The organism is Marinobacter salexigens (assembly GCF_018860765.1).
GTDB classification, from domain to species: domain Bacteria; phylum Pseudomonadota; class Gammaproteobacteria; order Pseudomonadales; family Oleiphilaceae; genus Marinobacter; species Marinobacter salexigens_A.
In genome coordinates, this window is sequence record NZ_JAHKPV010000001.1 from 1,038,247 (window position 1) to 1,053,929 (window position 15,683).

17 protein-coding genes are annotated in these 15,683 nt (G+C 54.3%); 3 read left to right on the forward strand and 14 right to left on the reverse strand.

Annotation, left to right across the window (positions count from 1 at the left end; all coding sequences use genetic code 11):
- Positions 1–42: 42 nt before the first annotated feature.
- The 3 genes from KO508_RS04700 to KO508_RS04710 form a co-directional block, all read right to left on the reverse strand.
- Entirely contained in the window at positions 43–1,098 is a 1,056-nt protein-coding gene (locus KO508_RS04700; protein ID WP_216007136.1) for a betaine/proline/choline family ABC transporter ATP-binding protein, read from the reverse strand.
- A 9-nt stretch (positions 1,099–1,107) separates the two neighbouring features.
- Positions 1,108–2,142 (reverse strand): ABC transporter permease, encoded by a 1,035-nt coding sequence (locus KO508_RS04705; RefSeq protein ID WP_216007137.1) that lies wholly within the window; start codon positions 2,140–2,142, stop codon positions 1,108–1,110.
- 119 nt (positions 2,143–2,261) lie between these two features.
- Positions 2,262–3,230: an ABC transporter substrate-binding protein gene (locus KO508_RS04710; RefSeq protein WP_216007138.1), complete on the reverse strand. Its 969-nt coding sequence runs from the start codon at positions 3,228–3,230 to the stop codon at positions 2,262–2,264.
- Between the two features lie 341 nt (positions 3,231–3,571).
- On the opposite strand from KO508_RS04710, the gene KO508_RS04715 reads away from it, so the two are divergent.
- Positions 3,572–4,189 (forward strand): glutathione S-transferase family protein, encoded by a 618-nt coding sequence (locus KO508_RS04715; protein ID WP_216007139.1) that lies wholly within the window; start codon positions 3,572–3,574, stop codon positions 4,187–4,189.
- A gap of 41 nt (positions 4,190–4,230) precedes the next feature.
- Here KO508_RS04715 and KO508_RS04720 read toward each other — a convergent pair whose 3' ends face one another.
- Together KO508_RS04720 and KO508_RS04725 are read right to left on the reverse strand one after the other, a co-directional pair.
- Positions 4,231–4,659 carry a GGDEF domain-containing protein gene (locus KO508_RS04720; protein WP_216007338.1) on the reverse strand — a complete coding sequence of 143 codons (429 nt, stop codon included), beginning with the start codon at positions 4,657–4,659 and terminating at the stop codon, positions 4,231–4,233.
- Positions 4,619–5,260 carry a hypothetical protein gene (locus KO508_RS04725; RefSeq protein ID WP_216007140.1) on the reverse strand — a complete coding sequence of 214 codons (642 nt, stop codon included), beginning with the start codon at positions 5,258–5,260 and terminating at the stop codon, positions 4,619–4,621. Before KO508_RS04725 ends, KO508_RS04720 begins: the two co-directional genes overlap by 41 nt.
- Positions 5,261–5,356: 96 nt before the next feature.
- Here KO508_RS04725 and KO508_RS04730 point away from each other — a divergent pair, with 96 nt between their 5' ends.
- Positions 5,357–5,965: a DUF4202 domain-containing protein gene (locus tag KO508_RS04730; protein WP_216007141.1), complete on the forward strand. Its 609-nt coding sequence runs from the start codon at positions 5,357–5,359 to the stop codon at positions 5,963–5,965.
- 49 nt (positions 5,966–6,014) lie between these two features.
- On the opposite strand, the gene trpC is transcribed toward KO508_RS04730, so the two are convergent.
- The 6 genes from trpC to rpe all read right to left on the reverse strand — a co-directional run bounded on the left by trpC (position 6,015) and on the right by rpe (position 11,804).
- Positions 6,015–6,830, reverse strand: coding sequence for an indole-3-glycerol phosphate synthase TrpC (trpC, locus tag KO508_RS04735; protein WP_216007142.1), 816 nt, complete (start codon positions 6,828–6,830; stop codon positions 6,015–6,017).
- Positions 6,831–7,042: 212 nt separating this feature from the next.
- Positions 7,043–8,071, reverse strand: a complete 1,029-nt coding sequence (gene trpD / locus KO508_RS04740) for an anthranilate phosphoribosyltransferase (RefSeq protein ID WP_216007143.1) — start codon at positions 8,069–8,071, stop codon at positions 7,043–7,045.
- Positions 8,072–8,084: 13 nt separating this feature from the next.
- The gene (locus KO508_RS04745) at positions 8,085–8,666 is read right to left on the reverse strand and encodes an aminodeoxychorismate/anthranilate synthase component II (RefSeq protein WP_216007144.1); all 582 of its coding nucleotides are present in this window, start codon (positions 8,664–8,666) and stop codon (positions 8,085–8,087) included.
- A gap of 15 nt (positions 8,667–8,681) precedes the next feature.
- Complete coding sequence (gene trpE / locus KO508_RS04750; protein ID WP_216007145.1) at positions 8,682–10,169, reverse strand: anthranilate synthase component I; 1,488 nt, start codon at positions 10,167–10,169, stop codon at positions 8,682–8,684.
- Between the two features lie 247 nt (positions 10,170–10,416).
- Positions 10,417–11,106 carry a phosphoglycolate phosphatase gene (locus tag KO508_RS04755; protein WP_216007146.1) on the reverse strand — a complete coding sequence of 230 codons (690 nt, stop codon included), beginning with the start codon at positions 11,104–11,106 and terminating at the stop codon, positions 10,417–10,419.
- Entirely contained in the window at positions 11,103–11,804 is a 702-nt protein-coding gene (gene rpe / locus KO508_RS04760) for a ribulose-phosphate 3-epimerase (RefSeq protein ID WP_216007147.1), read from the reverse strand. Before rpe ends, KO508_RS04755 begins: the two co-directional genes overlap by 4 nt.
- Before the next feature lie 90 nt (positions 11,805–11,894).
- Between rpe and KO508_RS04765 the strand changes: the two genes are divergently transcribed.
- Positions 11,895–12,836, forward strand: a complete 942-nt coding sequence (locus tag KO508_RS04765) for a DUF3530 family protein (protein ID WP_216007148.1) — start codon at positions 11,895–11,897, stop codon at positions 12,834–12,836.
- Between the two features lie 42 nt (positions 12,837–12,878).
- Here KO508_RS04765 and KO508_RS04770 read toward each other — a convergent pair whose 3' ends face one another.
- From KO508_RS04770 to KO508_RS04780, 3 genes are read right to left on the reverse strand one after another with little or no spacing between them, the layout of a single operon-like run.
- A complete protein-coding gene (locus tag KO508_RS04770; RefSeq protein WP_216007149.1) occupies positions 12,879–13,631 on the reverse strand; it encodes a molecular chaperone DjlA in 753 nt (250 codons plus the stop codon).
- A gap of 4 nt (positions 13,632–13,635) precedes the next feature.
- Positions 13,636–14,343: an N-acetylmuramate alpha-1-phosphate uridylyltransferase MurU gene (gene murU / locus KO508_RS04775; RefSeq protein WP_354668004.1), complete on the reverse strand. Its 708-nt coding sequence runs from the start codon at positions 14,341–14,343 to the stop codon at positions 13,636–13,638.
- Positions 14,340–15,383 carry an aminoglycoside phosphotransferase family protein gene (locus KO508_RS04780; RefSeq protein WP_216007150.1) on the reverse strand — a complete coding sequence of 348 codons (1,044 nt, stop codon included), beginning with the start codon at positions 15,381–15,383 and terminating at the stop codon, positions 14,340–14,342. Before KO508_RS04780 ends, murU begins: the two co-directional genes overlap by 4 nt.
- Positions 15,384–15,683 lie beyond the last annotated feature (300 nt).

Consider the following 15,683-nt stretch of genomic DNA (forward strand, 5'->3'; position numbering starts at 1 on the left):
GAAAAACGGGCCTTACAATGAGGCCCCTTCAGTTTTTGTGGATCACCCCTTGTGGTTATTTGGGGGTGATACGCCAGTAGGAACCAGTGCGCGGGTCAGGTCTTTCATGCAGAGACTGCCTACCATCTCACCTTTTCGAACCACTCTGAACACCTTGTCTGTGTCGCCACCTGACCGTGAAAGCACGGTCTCCAGATTGTCCCTCTCGGAGATGTCACCGGCATACTCAGCGTCGTTATCCACGTGCTTTTTCATAATCGAGCGAACCCGAAGTACCCGGGCGCGGTTGATGTCGTTTATAAAGGCAACAATGTAGGGATCGTTGGGGTTGAGCAGGATGTCCTGAGGATCTCCCTGTTGAACCACTTCTCCATCTTTGAGAATCACCAGATGGTCTGATAGCTTCAGTGCTTCGTCCAGATCGTGGGTGATGAAGACGATGGTTTTTTGAAGTTCATCCTGAAGCTCCAGTAGCAAATCCTGCATGTCGGACCGGATTAGTGGGTCCAAAGCGGAGAAGGCTTCGTCCATCAACATGACCGGGGAGTTCGAGACCAGCGCGCGAGCTATGCCTACCCGTTGCTGCATGCCGCCGGATAGCTGGTGGGGATACTGCTGTTCATTGCCTTCAAGACCCACACGGCCCAGCCATTTCACCGCTTCTTGCTCAAAGTCTGCGACGTCTGAGCCACGAATATTGAGGGCCATGCCCGCGTTCTCAAGCACGGTTTTATGGGGCAGCAGGGCGAACTTCTGAAACACCATAGACATTTGTTCCCGCCGCAGTTGGCGTAGCTGCTCTTCGTTCAGCTCCAGAACATCTTTGCCATCAAGCCGGATTTCACCGGCGGTGGGCTCAATGAGTCGGTTAAGGTGCCGGATCAGTGTTGACTTGCCCGAGCCCGAAAGACCCATAATGACGGTGATTTTGCCATCGAGGATATCTACGTTGATATCCCGAAGTCCAAGAACGTGATTTTGCTGATCCAACAAATCAGCCTTGTTCATGCCCCGTTTAACGTATTCAAGCGCCACGTCGGGTGTTGGCCCGAAAATCTTATAGAGGTTTTTTATGGAAATTTTAACGTCGTTTGCCACTTGATATCCTCACTGATTCTGGCTGGCGTTGATGCGCGCTAGGGATGCTTTGGTTACTCGGTCTAAAATGACCGCTAAGATGACAATGCCAAGGCCGGAAACAAGCCCGACGCCGAGCTCCAAGTTACGGATGCCTCTAAGTACCAAAACACCAAGACCGGGCGCCGAAACAAGCGAGGCGATCACAACCATGGCAAGGCTCATCATGATGGTCTGGTTTACGCCCGCCATAATGTTAGGCAGTGCCAGAGGTATCTGAACCTTGAACAGTTTCTGGCGTGGAGTCATGCCGAAGGCGTCTGCCGCTTCAATCACATCTTTATCTACCAACCGTATGCCAAGATTGGTTAGCCGCACCACAGGCACTATGGCATAGAGAATAATAGCGATACCGTAGAGCTTGGATTCGGTTACGCTGAACAGGAATATCAGCGGAATCAGGTACACGAATGGCGGTAATGTCTGCAGCATGTCGAGCACCGGAATCATTATCCTTTGCAGGGTGTTACTCCGGGCCATGGCGATACCTATGGGCACCCCAAGCAGAACGCAAAGAAACGCGCAGACAAAAATAATCGCAAGTGTCTGCATGGCGTATTCGTAGTAATCAATGAATGCCAGCAGACCAATGCTGATACCTACGAACAGCACCAGCTTCCAGGATTTGGTGACCACGAAAACAACCGCCAACATGATCGGGATGACAATCCACCAGGGCGTGTTCAGCATGCCGTAGAGGGCGCTATCCAGAAACCAGCTCAGGGGCTGGGTCAGTGGGTCGAGCATCAGGCTAAGATTGTCTTTTATCGCAAGAAAACCCTGTTCAAGACCTTTGGTGAGCTCCCGCGATTGCGGGAAAGCGGCACAGGATTCATTGAGTGTGTCCATGGACGGAAAAGGGAGGTCCCACAGAGATTCCGGCTCTGCATCGCTGCCCTTGGTTTTTGCGAGCAGGTCAGCCATCGACATCGGGCCGTCTGATTTACCTTCCGCGCACCACTCTTTTAATCCCAGTGTCGAAAAAAGGGAGTCGTAGGTTGCCATTAGTGTTCAGCCTCTTGTGCGCATGGGTGGCCATACGCCATCGAAATCAGTTGCTATTACTATCGGGCGTGCCCGGGGCAGCATCGTTGCTGATGCAGCCCCGGGTCAGGGTGGGTCAATCAGTTTTCAAGAAGAGCTGAGAGCTTCTTCCTGGCGTCGTCGTTCAGCCAGTCGGACCATTCATCCCGGTTATTGCTCAGGAAATAGACGGCAGCTTCTTCGGCGGAAGCGTTGTTGGAATCCATCCATGCTAGAAGTGAGCTCATGGTGTTCGTCTTGAAGGTCATGTTGCTGAGCATCTCGGTGACTTCCGGTTCGCGCTCTTTGAAGTCGGTGGTAACAGAGGTAAGAACCGTCGCTGCGGGGAATTCGGATACACCCGGATTGTCCGCGTTAGCAGTCTGGTTCTTCTGGTGAACCTCTTGCTTGTACTCGCCCAGCTCCACTCGTGTCATATCGTATTTGCCCAGAGGCACGGTCGGGCCCCAGTAGTAGCCAAACCAGGGTTCTTCATCCTGTACGGCAGACGCCATTGAAGAGGCGAGAGTTTCACCAGATCCATGGTTAAAGACCTTGATGCCGGACGCTTCCAGATCCAAAGCACGAACCAGATTGTCGCTGACAACTCTGCAGCCCCATCCGTCAGGACAGTTGTTGAAGCGTGCGCCAACCAACTCGGGATTAGCCATTATGCCTTCGATAGTCTTGAGCTCAGGGTGTTTTTCCGCCAGATAGGTGGGAATCCACCAGCCTTCTACCCCGCCGGGATCCAGCACTTTGGCTAGCCGTTCAATCTTGCCTTCTTCCTCAAGGCGCAGGTAGGCCTCGCCGGCAGAGTTCAGCCACAGTTCGGTAACAATGTCCGGCTCGCCGTTTTCCGCAACAGAGGTCACGGCAGGAACCGTGTCGGAGGGGATAACCGACACATCGCAGCCATAACCCTGTTCCATAATAAATTTGGCTACGTTGGTGACCACTGTGTTAGACGCCCAGTTCATTTCTGTGATGGACACTTCACCACAGTTTGCCTGTGCCATGGCGGGCACTGATAGCGCACATAGCAGTGCGGCAGACGTAAGCTTTCGCATAGTCACTTCTCCGTTCGGGGTTTGGTGAATTTTGGTATCAGTTGATTTACTGGTTGTTTTAATACTGACACGAGGTAACCGGCAAAGGCTCTCTGGTTTGCGGTTTTCTGGGAATTCTGAAAGTCGGGCAAAACGGCTTGTCTCGGTTACCACCTACTATTTAGCATAAGGATCCTGAGCTCAGTTACAAGGTTTTAACGAAAATGGGCGATATTTGAAGACGTATTGAAGCAGCTCACGGGTATTCTGAACAGTTGCTTGACGCAACCCTTTATTCGGGCCAGTCTTTCGGGGCTGAAATTCTGACCCACACCAAATCATCCGGAACGGAGCTGATAAAAATGAAGATTTTCGAAACAAAAACCGCACCGAATCCTCGACGTGTACGTATGTTCATGGCGGAAAAAGGCTTGCTTGAGAAGGCTGAGTTCATAGAAATTGACTTACAGAAAGGTGAGAACCTGACGCCGGAGTACAGAGCACGTAATCCCATGAAAAAAGTACCGGTTATGGAGCTGGATGATGGAACCTGCATCTCCGAGACCATGGCCATTTGCCGCTACTTCGAAGAAAGTTATCCGGAAGCCCCCACTCTTCTGGGAGATACACCTGTAGAGAAAGCTCTGATCGAGCAATGGGTCAGGTGGGTTGAGTTCTACTTCTTTATGCCGACGGGCATGTGCTTTCAGCATACCAGTGGTTACTTCAAGGATCGGATGAACCCTATCAAGGAATGGGGTGAGGATTGCGGCAAGAGCGTTACCAAGTTCATGGCGTTTCTCGATAATCACCTTGCCGAGCGAGACTACATTTGTTGCGATCGCTTTACCGCTGCTGACATCAATGCATTTACAACGGTTGCGTTCGCGCGGGTAGTAAATATTCGTATCTCCCCGGAGCATGCGAACCTTCAGGCTTGGTACGACCGCATAAAAACGCGTGCGTCGGCGCAGGTCTGATAACCTCGATCGCTGGCGCATATCGTCACTGGTTCGGTGAACTATATGCCCTGGCGATCAGTAACGGCATACTCGGATTGCGGTGGCGCGATAACCTCTGTGCGGTTACGGCCACCGTCTTTCGCTTTATAGAGGGCTTCATCGGCCCGTTTGATGGCGTTTTCAATAGCGTCCCGCCCCCGGCAACTGGTGACTCCAAGGCTGATGGTCTGGGGTATGAGATGTTCGCCGGCACGCATAGGCTCCCCGGCAATAGATAAGCGGAGTTTTTCCGCCAGATGCAGAGCGCCCTTCAGGTCGGTTTCGGGTAACAGAATCAGGATTTCCTCGCCACCCCATCGACAGAGAACGTCCTGAGCCCTCATTTGGCTGCTCAGCCTTTGTGCTGTTTCTTTCAGCACAATATCGCCACTGTCGTGCCCGTGATCATCATTTACCCGCTTGAATCGGTCGAGATCCCCGAGGATCAGGCTGTGTGTGGTGCCGTAGCGCTGCGCTTGTCACTACCCCGATGGTTACCATCACCAGAGGGTCAAACATGAAGGGGAGCAGTTCTGGAAGTGCCAGACCCCGCGCCCAAGCCACCAGCGCAAAGATTGTGAGGGGCAGGGCGAACATTAACCACCACTCTCGTGACCCTCTTACCGAGAGAATGGCCACGCCGAAAAAGCTTATAACCATGCCGTTGGTTATCTGATAGGTGTCGGCAGTCCGTCCGTTGTAGTGAATCAGAAATAGCCCAAGTATCATGAACATTACCGAAATTCCCATCACTCTGAGCAAGTGACGGCTCTGGCATCGAGGGGTGCTGGTATAGTGGGAGAGCAGCGTTAACAACGTGCTGAGCAGAACCGGTAGCCGGAAAAGAAGCTCCGTTAACCAGAGATCCGGGTGGTGGTGGGCGAGGCGCAGTTCATGGGAGAACTGGTAGAAGATCACGGTGATCAGAAGTACCCAGGCAGCAACAATGGCCACGTGTCCTTCTACCGTCCGTATGTATGCCTCATAGGCGGGCAGCCATTTGAGTGGTACCTTTTTGTATGGCGGTTTGAGGTCTGAAGTTCTCACCATAATCATAATCCGGCTGCCAGTAGTTATAATCATCAGTCAATATGACGCCAGACACAATAACTCCTGAGGGGTAATTGTGTCGCAAAAGGAGACAGTATGGAGTGTGGATCTGTGAAGTGTGCTCTGGATGCGATCGACAGTGCAAATCGCGCGGATCCCAATATGGATGCTATGGCTGGCGAGCTCCTGCCCAGAGAGTACGTTTATAGCCTGCACATGACGCGATGGCTGTATGAGTTGGAGCCTGTGCCATCGGACCGGATGCAGATCGCCTGTCGTGCCCAGCACCTTGAGCGCTGGAAAATGCCCCGCAGCGATTACCCGGAAGGCCGAAAATCCTATTATGAATGGCGTCAGGCCTGTGGGCGTATGCATGGCCGCAGGGCGGCCGAGATTATGGCCGACTGCGGATATCCCGAAAGTGAATGTGAGCGGGTGGAGGTAATTCTGACCAAGCGGGAGCTGCGCAAAGACGCGGACACTCAGCTGCTCGAAGATGTCGCCTGCATGGTGTTTCTGGAAAAATACTTTGCGCAGTTCTATGCCGACAACGCGGAGTACGAGCGGGAGAAGTGGCTGAGAATCGTGCGTCGTACCTGGGGTAAAATGTCGCCACGCGCTCATGAGCAGGCGCTGGCGTTGTCGTCAAAGCTGCCAGAGCATTTGCAGCTGCTGTTGCAGGAAGCTTTGAGGGACCCAGCCTGACTTGTGCAGGCAGGTCTGGGTTTTATGTCTCATTTCGCGCTGGGTTAGGTTAGCTGGGGAAGAAGAGTTCCTGCAGCTTTGCGCCGGGATTAGCAGCGCGCATGAAGGATTCGCCCACGAGAAAACCGTAGATGCCCCGGCCGCTCATGGCTTCCACGTCGGCACGGGTCATGATGCCGCTTTCGGTAATCGCCATGCGCTCTGGACCTATGCGTTGGTGCAAGTTAAAAGTGGTGTCCAGAGAAACGTCGAAGCTGTGCAGGTCGCGGTTGTTAATGCCCACCAACGGCGTGCTCAGCGTCAGTGCTTCGTCCATTTCTTCGCTATTGTGCACTTCGACCAGTACGTCCATGCCTGTTTCATGTGCGATGCCTTCCAGTTCCTGCATCTGGTCTTTGGTGAGACAGGCGGCAATCAGGAGTATGCAGTCGGCGCCGATGGTGCGCGCTTCGTACACCTGATAGGGAGCCACCATGAAGTCTTTGCGGATAACCGGGAGGCTGCAGGCGTTGCGGGCTGCTATCAGGTAGTCTTCGTGGCCCTGAAAGAAGTCGTGGTCAGTGAGTACTGACAAGCAGGCGGCACCGCCTTTTTCGTAGCTTTCGGCGATTTCGGCGGGCTCAAAGGGGTCGCGCAGTATGCCTTTGCTGGGTGAGGCTTTCTTGATTTCGGCGATGACAGCGGGTTTGCTGGCTTCTATGCGTTGGCGTAGGGCGTTGGCAAAGCCGCGGGTTTCGGGTTGGTCGCCAGCCTGAGCTTTGAGGTCTTCTAGGCTTTTTTGCCGTTTGCGGGTGCCTATTTCTTCCCACTTTCTTTCTACGATGTTGCGCAGGATGGTTGGGGTCTTGTCGTTTTGCTTGTTCATTGTGTGATTCAGTCCGTGCCTGAGCGTGCCGCTAATCGCTTCTCAAAACACGCCCGTGAATACGTCCATGTAGGGCTTGGCTGCAGTCATCCTTGGCTGCAGACAGTTTTGAGAAGCGATTAGCGGCACGCTCTCAGAGTTTGGTGAAGCCTGCCAAAAGCTAAAAGCAAAGCTTTGTGTGCTGCCCGGTAAGCCAGAGCCTGTTTTTTTTCTCAGAAACAGTGTGAAAAATCCGCCAGTTCTGCGAGTTTTCCAGCCGCAAGGCCAGAGCCCATGGCATCGAGGGCCATTTCCACGCCTGCTTTAGCTGTTGGCGCCAGACCGGATACGTAAATAGCTGCGCCTGCGTTGAGAGCGATCAGGTCCCGGGCTTTTTCCGCCATGTCATCGTGGCCGCGGCCGAAGGCGGCTTTGATCAGATTCAGGGAGTCTTCGGCATTATTTACGGACAAGCCTACAAGGCTCTGGCTTTTAATACCCAGGTCTTCCGGGGTGATGTCATATTCGGTGATCTCGCCATTTTTCAGTTCAGCTACATGAGTGGCGCTGGCGAGGCTGATTTCGTCGAGACCATCGTTGGATGCTACTACCATGATGTGTTCAGAACCGAGTTTTTGCAGCACTTCTGCCATAGGGCGGCAGAGGGCTTTACTGAATACACCCAGAAGTTGGCGTTTTACGCCTGCAGGATTGGTCATGGGGCCGAGAATGTTGAACAGGGTGCGGCAACCCATTTCCTTGCGTGGGCCTACGGCATGCTTCATGGCGCCGTGGTGGGCCGGGGCAAACATGAAGCCGACACCAATCTGCTCTACGCAGCGGGCGACCTGTTCCGGCGTCAGGTTGAGGTTGATACCGGCCTGTTCAATCAGATCGGCACTGCCGCTTTTGGAAGAAACCGCACGGTTACCATGCTTGGCCACAAAGCCGCCAGCCGCTGCAACCACAAACGCCGAGGCTGAAGAAACGTTGAACAGGTTAGAGCCATCTCCGCCAGTGCCTACGATATCCACCAAAGGTTCGGCTTTAATGGTTACGCCGGAAACCAGTTCGCGCATGACCTCCACGGCACCAGTGATTTCGTCGACGGTTTCGCTTTTGAGGCGCAGGCCCATAAGCAGGGCGCCAATCTGGGCATCGGTCGCTTCGCCGTTCATGACGATGCGCATCACACTTTTCATTTCTTCCCGGGACATGTCCAGGTTTTCGGCCACCCGGTTCAGTGCGTCTTTCATATTCATTGGTTGTGCCTTTTTATTGGGTTCGCAGGAAGTTGCGCAGCAGTTCGTGGCCCTGTTCGCTCATGATGGATTCAGGGTGGAACTGCACCCCTTCGATGGCCATGGTTTTGTGGCGCACCCCCATGATTTCTTCCACGCTACCGTCGCTGTTGCGGGTCCAGGCGGTCATTTCCAGACAGTCCGGCAGGCTGGCTTGTTCAATGACAAGGCTGTGATAGCGGGTAGCTTGCACAGGGTTGTTGAGGCCTCGGAATACGCCTGTGTTCTGGTGGTAAACAGGGGAAACTTTGCCGTGCATTACTCGCCCTGCGCGGATGATGTTGCCGCCGAATACCTGACCGATGGCTTGATGGCCGAGGCAGATGCCGAGGATGGGTATCTTGCCAGCAAAGTGGCGGATGGCTTCCATGGACACCCCGGCTTCATTTGGCGTGCAGGGGCCGGGGGAAACCACGAGCCTTTCGGGGTTCAGGGCTTCAATCTGTTCCACGGTGATTTCGTCGTTTCGGTGTACGTGTACGTCGGCACCCAGTTCCGCGAGATATTGCACCACGTTGTAGGTGAAGGAATCGTAGTTGTCGATCATTAATAGCATGATGTTTCCCTCGCCTCAGTGGTCAAAGTCGTTGTAGGTCATGGCCACCGCGCGGAAGATAGCGCGGCCCTTGTTCATGGTTTCTTTCCATTCAAGGCGAGGTACAGAGTCGGCAACAATGCCAGCGCCAGCCTGTATGTGCAGGGTTTTGTCTTTGATCACGGCAGTTCGGATAGCGATGGCGGTATCCATGTTGCCGTTAAACGAGAGGTAGCCCACGGCACCGCCGTACACACCGCGTTTGACCGGTTCCAGTTCGTCGATGATCTCCATGGCCCGGGTTTTCGGGGCTCCGCTCAGAGTACCTGCGGGCAGGGTGGCTTTGAGTACGTCCAGGCAGCTGGTGCCGTCTTTTACTTGGCCGGTTACGTTGGACACTATGTGCATCACGTGGGAGTACCGCTCCACGGCCATTTTTTCAGTGAGTCTTACGGTGCCGGTTTCCGATACGCGACCGGCATCGTTGCGACCCAGATCAATCAGCATCAGGTGCTCGGCAATTTCTTTCGGGTCTGCCAAGAGCTCGGCTTCCAGAGCCCGGTCTTCCGCATCTGTGGCACCACGTTTGCGGGTGCCCGCGATGGGGCGAACGGTGACTTCTCTATCTTCCATGCGCGCCAGAATTTCTGGCGATGAGCCTACGATGTGGAAGTCGTCTAGATCCAAAAAGTACATGTACGGCGATGGGTTCAATACCCGTAGTGAGCGGTACAAGTTTAGGGGTGGAGCTTCAAACGGAATGGACATGCGCTGAGAGATGACGGTTTGCATCACGTCGCCGTCCAGCACGTAGTCTTTGATTTTATCCACCGCTGCTTCGAACTTTTCTTGACTGAAGCCAGACACAAACTCGCTTTCATCCACGGTTTTTCCGCGCAGATGCATTGGCGTTTGCGGAGCATTGGCGGTCTGTCGGTGCAGCTTCTGTTCGAGTTCGTCGAGTCTGGTTTGGGCCAGTTCGTAACCGCCTTGGTCTGCTGGATCCACGTGCACAATCAGGTGCAGTTTGCCGCGCAGGTTATCGAACACCACCAGCTCGTTGGATACCATCAGCAGTATGTCGGGCGTGCCGATTCGGTCCGGGGGGCAGCTAGACGCAAGGCGCTTTTCGATATAGCGCACAGTGTCGTAGCCGAAGTAGCCCACCAGACCACCGTTGAACCGCGGCAGCTCTTCCAGATCAGGCGCATTGAAGCGTGCCTGGTAATTGGCCACAAACGCCAGCGGGTCATCCACTTCAGCGCTTTCAACCAGTTCCCCATGACGGCGAATCTCTACCCGATGGTTGAATACCTTGAGCACTTCCTGACTGGGCAGGCCGATGATGGAGTACCGGCCCCATTTTTCGCCGCCCTGAACGGATTCAAACAGGTACGAGTAAGGCCCGCTGGCGAGCTTGAGGTAGGTGCTTAAAGGAGTATCCATGTCCGCAAGGACTTCGCGATACACGGGGATACGGTTGAAGCCAGCTTGGGCCAGCTTACGGAATTGTTCGGAGTTCATGGTCGGGCTTCCTGAGATCTGATCTGCGTTCGAGCAGGCCATTGGCAATACTGGCCGGTCCTGTCGAGTGGTGGCGTCAAGCGGGCATGCGCGCGCTATTCGCCGAGCTGAGTATTTTCAGCCGGTACGCCATCGCCACCATCGTGTTGCGCGGGTCGTGAGGATGCCTCGCGCTGCAGTCAGATTCAGTCCCTGCACGGCAGGAATCTCCCGAATTGATAAGAATGAATGTACAAGATCTGAGAGGTTACAAAAGCTCGCTCAGGGAATCAACCACAGCGTCTGCTCCCAGTGCCTGTATCGAGCGTCCAAAATTGTAGCCATAGGTGACAGCGACGCAAGGAATACCCGCAGCTTGAGCGGCGCTGACATCTGCAGCAGAGTCGCCAACCATTACCGTGGTGCCGCGGCTGCCGTTTAGAGCTTTCATGGCATGGAGCAAAGGACCCGGGTCTGGCTTTCTGGTGTCCAGTGAATCGCCACCGACCACCAGTTTGAAGTGGTGGTCCAGCTCCAGTTGTTTCAGAAGTGGGCTTACAAACTGTTCCGGCTTGTTGGTCACCACAGCCATGGGGCAACCCCGTTTACTTAAGGATTCAAGGCAGGCTTTTACTCCGGGGTACACTACAGCGTGCTTGCCGTTGAGTTGCCGGTAATTGTTGTAAAACAACGTTAGAGCATCGTCAAACAAGGCGTCGTCTGCAGCGCTCGCGGGTTCCCAATCGGCTTTGCCAGCTAAGGCTCGGCGCATCAAAACGGGAGAACCGTGGCCCACCCACTCTCGCACCTGTTCAAGGCCAGCGGGTTTGCGCCCCAGCTGTTCAAGGGTGCAATCAACTGCAGCAGCAAGATCCGGAGCGCTGTCTACCAGAGTGCCGTCAAGATCAAACAGGGCAACGCCGGGCCAGCGCTGGTTAAACAGGCCTGCTAGGCTCACTGACCCGTTACCGTATGGCCTAGCGCCATGCGAGCTTGTTCGAGCTCTAGCCGCATGGCATCAATAGTGGCTTTGTAGTCGTCAGTATTGAAAATAGCTGAGCCGGCAACGAAGGTATCTGCACCGGCTTCCGCAATTTCACGAATATTATCGGTTTTCACGCCTCCGTCTATTTCCAAACGGATATTGTAATTGCTAGCGTCGATACGTTTTCGGGCCTCTCTAAGCTTATCAAGGGTGCCGGGGATAAATTTCTGGCCACCGAACCCGGGATTAACTGACATCATCAGCACCATATCGAGCTTGTCCATCACATGATCCATGTGGTGCAGCGGTGTGGCCGGGTTAAACACCAAGCCCGCCTTGCAGCCTCCCTCTCGAATCAGTTGGAGGGAACGATCAATGTGTTGGGATGCTTCCGGGTGGAAAGTTATGTAGCTCGCGCCAGCGTCGATGAACATGCGAATTAGGTCGTCAACCGGCGATACCATAAGGTGTACGTCGATGGGCGCGGTAACGCCGTGTTTGCGCAGAGCTTCGCAAACCATCGGCCCGATGGTCAGATTGGGCACGTAGTGGTTGTCCATAACGTCAAAGTGCACCACGTCTGCGCCTGCGGCCAGAACGTTATCTACCTCTTCGCCCAAACGGGCAAAATCGGCAGATAGAATGGATGGGGCAATCAGATAAGGATTCATCACGGGTCTCGCAAACAATTGGCAGCTATTAATAATAATGACAGTCTAACAGCACAGGACAGTGTTTTCGTAGCCAGAGGAGTAGGAACTGTGCGCCGATTCAGAACAATAAGCCAAAGCCCTTACCTCATGAGCATTTCCGGATGGCTTGTGGCCGGGATCATGTTAGGCACTGCTGTGCCAGTATTGGCACAGGATGAAGCAGTTATCTCGCCGACTCCGAATGAAGTGCGTAGCGGTGTGTCTTCCGGTTTGGGTGAGTGGGGGTTGAACCACAGATTTCCGGATTCTGCGTTGTGGCTGGAACTTGAAGACGGCGCTCGCACGCTGGCGCTGTTTTGGCCCGAAACGAAAACTCCCGCAAGAGGTGCGGTCATTATTTTGGCGGATGAGGGGGAGAACGCAGCGTCTGGGCTTACTGGTACTTTGGCGCGAGAATTGGCCAATCGTAAATTGGCGGTGCTTAGTTTAGGCCTTGAGCCGCCGTCGGAGGCCCTTCAACGGATTCTTGAGCGACCGCTCGTTGCGCCCGAGCCAAAACCGGAAGCTGAGGGGCAGAGCCCGGGGGTGCCAAGTTCAGCTGCGATTGATGTTTTGGCGGCGGAAGCCCCAAGCGATCTGGAGACTGCCTACCGCAAACGCATTCTCGATGAACTCGCGGCGGCGGCTGCGGAGCTTAAAAACCGTGAATATGAGCTGACAGCGTTAGTAGGAATAGGGCGGGGAAGTAATCACGTTGTGGCCTATGCAGCTGAATTAGCAGCACCTACTGCGCTGATATGGGGTGGCCCAAAATTCTATCCGCGTGATGCAAAGCAGTTGGCGGAAAACGTAAACAAAGCTTCCGTACCTCGTATTTTGGAGTTGTCTTTATCCGATGCAAGCGGGCAGCGCAAGGCGGATTTGGAGCGGGCCGGTGTGCAAGGGTTTAGTCGGCAAAATGTGGGGGCAGACATCGACTTTATGCCACGAGATGGCAAGGCAGTTGCGAGCAGGATATCCGCATGGTTAAAGCGGGATGATCGTCAATAGTGACTAATGATTGTCAGGCAGCACCCACCAAATAATTAGCGTTTACTTGTAGTGTCGCCGGATTAGCTCCCAGGCCTGTTGGTAGCGCAGAAGGCGTTCTTTGGCCAACGCATGCTCAGCGGCGCTGAGTTGCTGTTGCAGTAGCTTGTCGGGATGGCACTCAGAGACTTTTTTCCGGTATGCCCGCTTGATTGTTGCAATAGGGTCGCGCCTTGTTACGCCAAGCAATGCGCAGGCCTGCTCGAGATTGACTGGTGCAGAGGGTGCGCCGCTGATGTCGCCCCATACCCGGCTGGCGTAGCTGTCAAAAATGTCTTCGCTGATGGTAACTGGCATGCCAATCTGATCAATCGTATCTTCGCAGCGATAACGACGGGGCTTACTCGGTCGGCCTTTCAGTTGGGCAGCGTGACACAGACAAATAGCCATCTTTAGTGCCGGGGTAGGCCATATTCGATGGCTGAGCCTCAGTGTGAGCCCAATGAGCGGCGGCAGGGTTTCAGAGGCTTTGCCTTTTTGGAAGCTGTTAATGGCTTTGTGTCTTTGTCGCTTCGACAGCTTTAGAGCTTTGATCAGATTTTCTGCAAAACCTATATCTTGCTCCGAAACCCTACCTTCTGCTTTTGCAATATAGCCTAGAAAGAAAAACAGTGGGCGTCTGCACCATCGGGGCAGGCTGGTTTGGCCTATCAGCTTGTGTGCCTGATGGTTGGAGGCGGAAAGCTTGGCCAATAGGCCGGAGAAGGCGGCCTCCATTCTAGGAGGTAAGGCCGGTTGCGCAGAGCGAGTCGCCATCGCACTAGGGCTCCTGAATGGCCAGTTGTCGGTCTAATTCCCGCAACCGCTCAGGCGTTCCGACATCAACCCAACGCCCGAAGTGATGCAGCCCAGCCACCCGACCCTTTGCCATGGCTGTGCGCAGAACCGGCCCGAGCTTTCCGGCTTGGTCGGTCAGCCCTTCAAACAGCCTTCTATGTAGCAGGCTGATGCCAGTGAAGGTTAGTTTCTCGCCTTCTTTCCCAGCACATTCCTCGGAGAGTAGGCCGTTGTGGTTCAAACAAAAATCGCCTTTGCGGTGGTGTGTGGGGTTGTCTGTCATCACCAGAATGGCATCGAGAACGGAGTGAGAATCAGAGGTTGGAGGTTGTAGCCGGTTTAAGTCGAAGTCGGTCCAAATATCGCCGTTTATAACCATGAACCAATCGGTCTCGTTCGATGTAAGCATCGGCAGGGCGCGGACAATGCCTCCGGCGGTTTCTAAAGGCTCACCTTCTCTGGAATACCGCAGCGATAAGCCGAAGCGCTCGCCCCCTCCCAAGGTGTACTCAATCTGCTCCCCGAGCCAGGCATGATTGATCACCACCTCCCGAAAACCAGCACGATTGAGATGCTCAAGGTGATGCTCAATGAGTGGCTTTCCACCGGCGCTGAGCAGGGGCTTTGGCGTGGTAAGGGTGAGCGGCCGCATACGCTCACCCTTACCAGCGGCAAGAATCATCGCTTTCACGCTGTGTGCTCCTGCGCAGGAAGTGGGCCAATCAATTCTTCCGCTTTTGGCACAGCGACCGTTGCCAGCCAGTCATGGAAGTGCCTCAGTGCAGGCTGGCGTTTGCTGGCGGCTAGTAAGTACCCAAGAGTGCGGGGAATGTCGTCCAAATAGCGCCGCTTTCCGTCGCGCATGGCCAGACGGGCAAAAATCCCTGCTGCTTTGAGGTGCCGTTGAATGCCCATAAGTTCAAACCAGTGGCGGAAGGTGTCGCAGTCTGCGCGGTGAAGACCCGCCTCCAAAGACTGTTTTCGGAAAGCTTCCAGCCAGTCGTAAATACGTTCTTCAGGCCACTGTATGTAGCAGTCCTTGAGCAGCGAAACGACGTCGTAAGTAATGGGCCCGGTCACCGCATCCTGAAAGTCGATAACTCCGGGGCGGCTATGTTGTTCGCGCACCAGTAAATTTCTGGAGTGGTAATCCCGGTGCACGGTCACTGCCGGTTGCGCCAGAGCGCTTTCACGAAGCAGGGCAAAGGTGGTGTCGAGCATGGATTTTTCGATGTTGTCCAGTTCCAGCCCTAGATAGCTTTCTAGCAGCCAGTCCCGGAATAAGCCCATTTCGCGGTTCAGTAAGGCCGCGTCGTATGCGGGTAGCGGGTAGTCGGGATGAGCGGGAACCTGCTGAATAAGGAAGAGTTCATCCAGCGCGCTTTGGTACAGGGAATCTACCGTATCCGGGGTTAGCTGGCCTAGCATTAACCGGTCGCCGAAGTCTTCCAACAAGAGAAAACCGTGCGCTGGGTCGGCTTCAATAATCTTCGGAACCATAATGCCTGAATCAAGCCAATGCTGACCAATGTGAATAAACGGCCTGCAGTCCTCCAGCTCTGGCGGTGAGTCCATAACAATAAAGGATTCTTCGCTGCCGTTGGTGTCCGTGTTATGTACCCGGAAGTAACTCCGGAAACTGGCGTCGCCGGAAACGGGAATGGCTTCGGCGTTCTCGAAACCGGGAAACTGGCTGACCCAAGTAGTCAGCATCTGCAGTCGGTTATCCATAGCTCGGGCAATTGTCCTGGCGTTATTAAAGTGCATTGATGTCAAAACAGTGTACAAGCCATGAGCACGTGTACTGTTCAGGTGCTGTTATCACGGCTCCTTTGCAAGGAGTATAAAGAGGGTAACGCGCTTTTGCAGCGGAGTTTCGTGTATCCGGCTCCGTTTCCGTTAACAAGCCTCAGAGGCATGTGTAAACTAGGCCGCTGTTGTTTGTGTATTGGTGCCCGTTGCGTCATGCACACTCCTTCATGCAACTGGAACAGGAACCTTGCCATCGTGCCAATGCCCGACAGCTATCTG

Excerpts from the sequence above, each read along its gene's own strand:
- KO508_RS04730 (WP_216007141.1), top strand. The coding sequence starts at position 5,357 with ATGGAGTGTGGATCTGTGAAGTGTGCTCTGGATGCGATCGACAGTGCA.
- rpe (WP_216007147.1), bottom strand. The coding sequence starts at position 11,804 with ATGAATCCTTATCTGATTGCCCCATCCATTCTATCTGCCGATTTTGCC.
- KO508_RS04725 (WP_216007140.1), bottom strand. The coding sequence starts at position 5,260 with ATGGTGAGAACTTCAGACCTCAAACCGCCATACAAAAAGGTACCACTC.
- trpE (WP_216007145.1), bottom strand. The coding sequence starts at position 10,169 with ATGAACTCCGAACAATTCCGTAAGCTGGCCCAAGCTGGCTTCAACCGT.
- KO508_RS04705 (WP_216007137.1), bottom strand. The coding sequence starts at position 2,142 with ATGGCAACCTACGACTCCCTTTTTTCGACACTGGGATTAAAAGAGTGG.
- KO508_RS04770 (WP_216007149.1), bottom strand. The coding sequence starts at position 13,631 with ATGGCGACTCGCTCTGCGCAACCGGCCTTACCTCCTAGAATGGAGGCC.
- KO508_RS04745 (WP_216007144.1), bottom strand. The coding sequence starts at position 8,666 with ATGCTATTAATGATCGACAACTACGATTCCTTCACCTACAACGTGGTG.
- trpC (WP_216007142.1), bottom strand. The coding sequence starts at position 6,830 with ATGAACAAGCAAAACGACAAGACCCCAACCATCCTGCGCAACATCGTA.
- KO508_RS04780 (WP_216007150.1), bottom strand. The coding sequence starts at position 15,383 with ATGGATAACCGACTGCAGATGCTGACTACTTGGGTCAGCCAGTTTCCC.
- KO508_RS04710 (WP_216007138.1), bottom strand. The coding sequence starts at position 3,230 with ATGCGAAAGCTTACGTCTGCCGCACTGCTATGTGCGCTATCAGTGCCC.
- trpD (WP_216007143.1), bottom strand. The coding sequence starts at position 8,071 with ATGAATATGAAAGACGCACTGAACCGGGTGGCCGAAAACCTGGACATG.
- KO508_RS04715 (WP_216007139.1), top strand. The coding sequence starts at position 3,572 with ATGAAGATTTTCGAAACAAAAACCGCACCGAATCCTCGACGTGTACGT.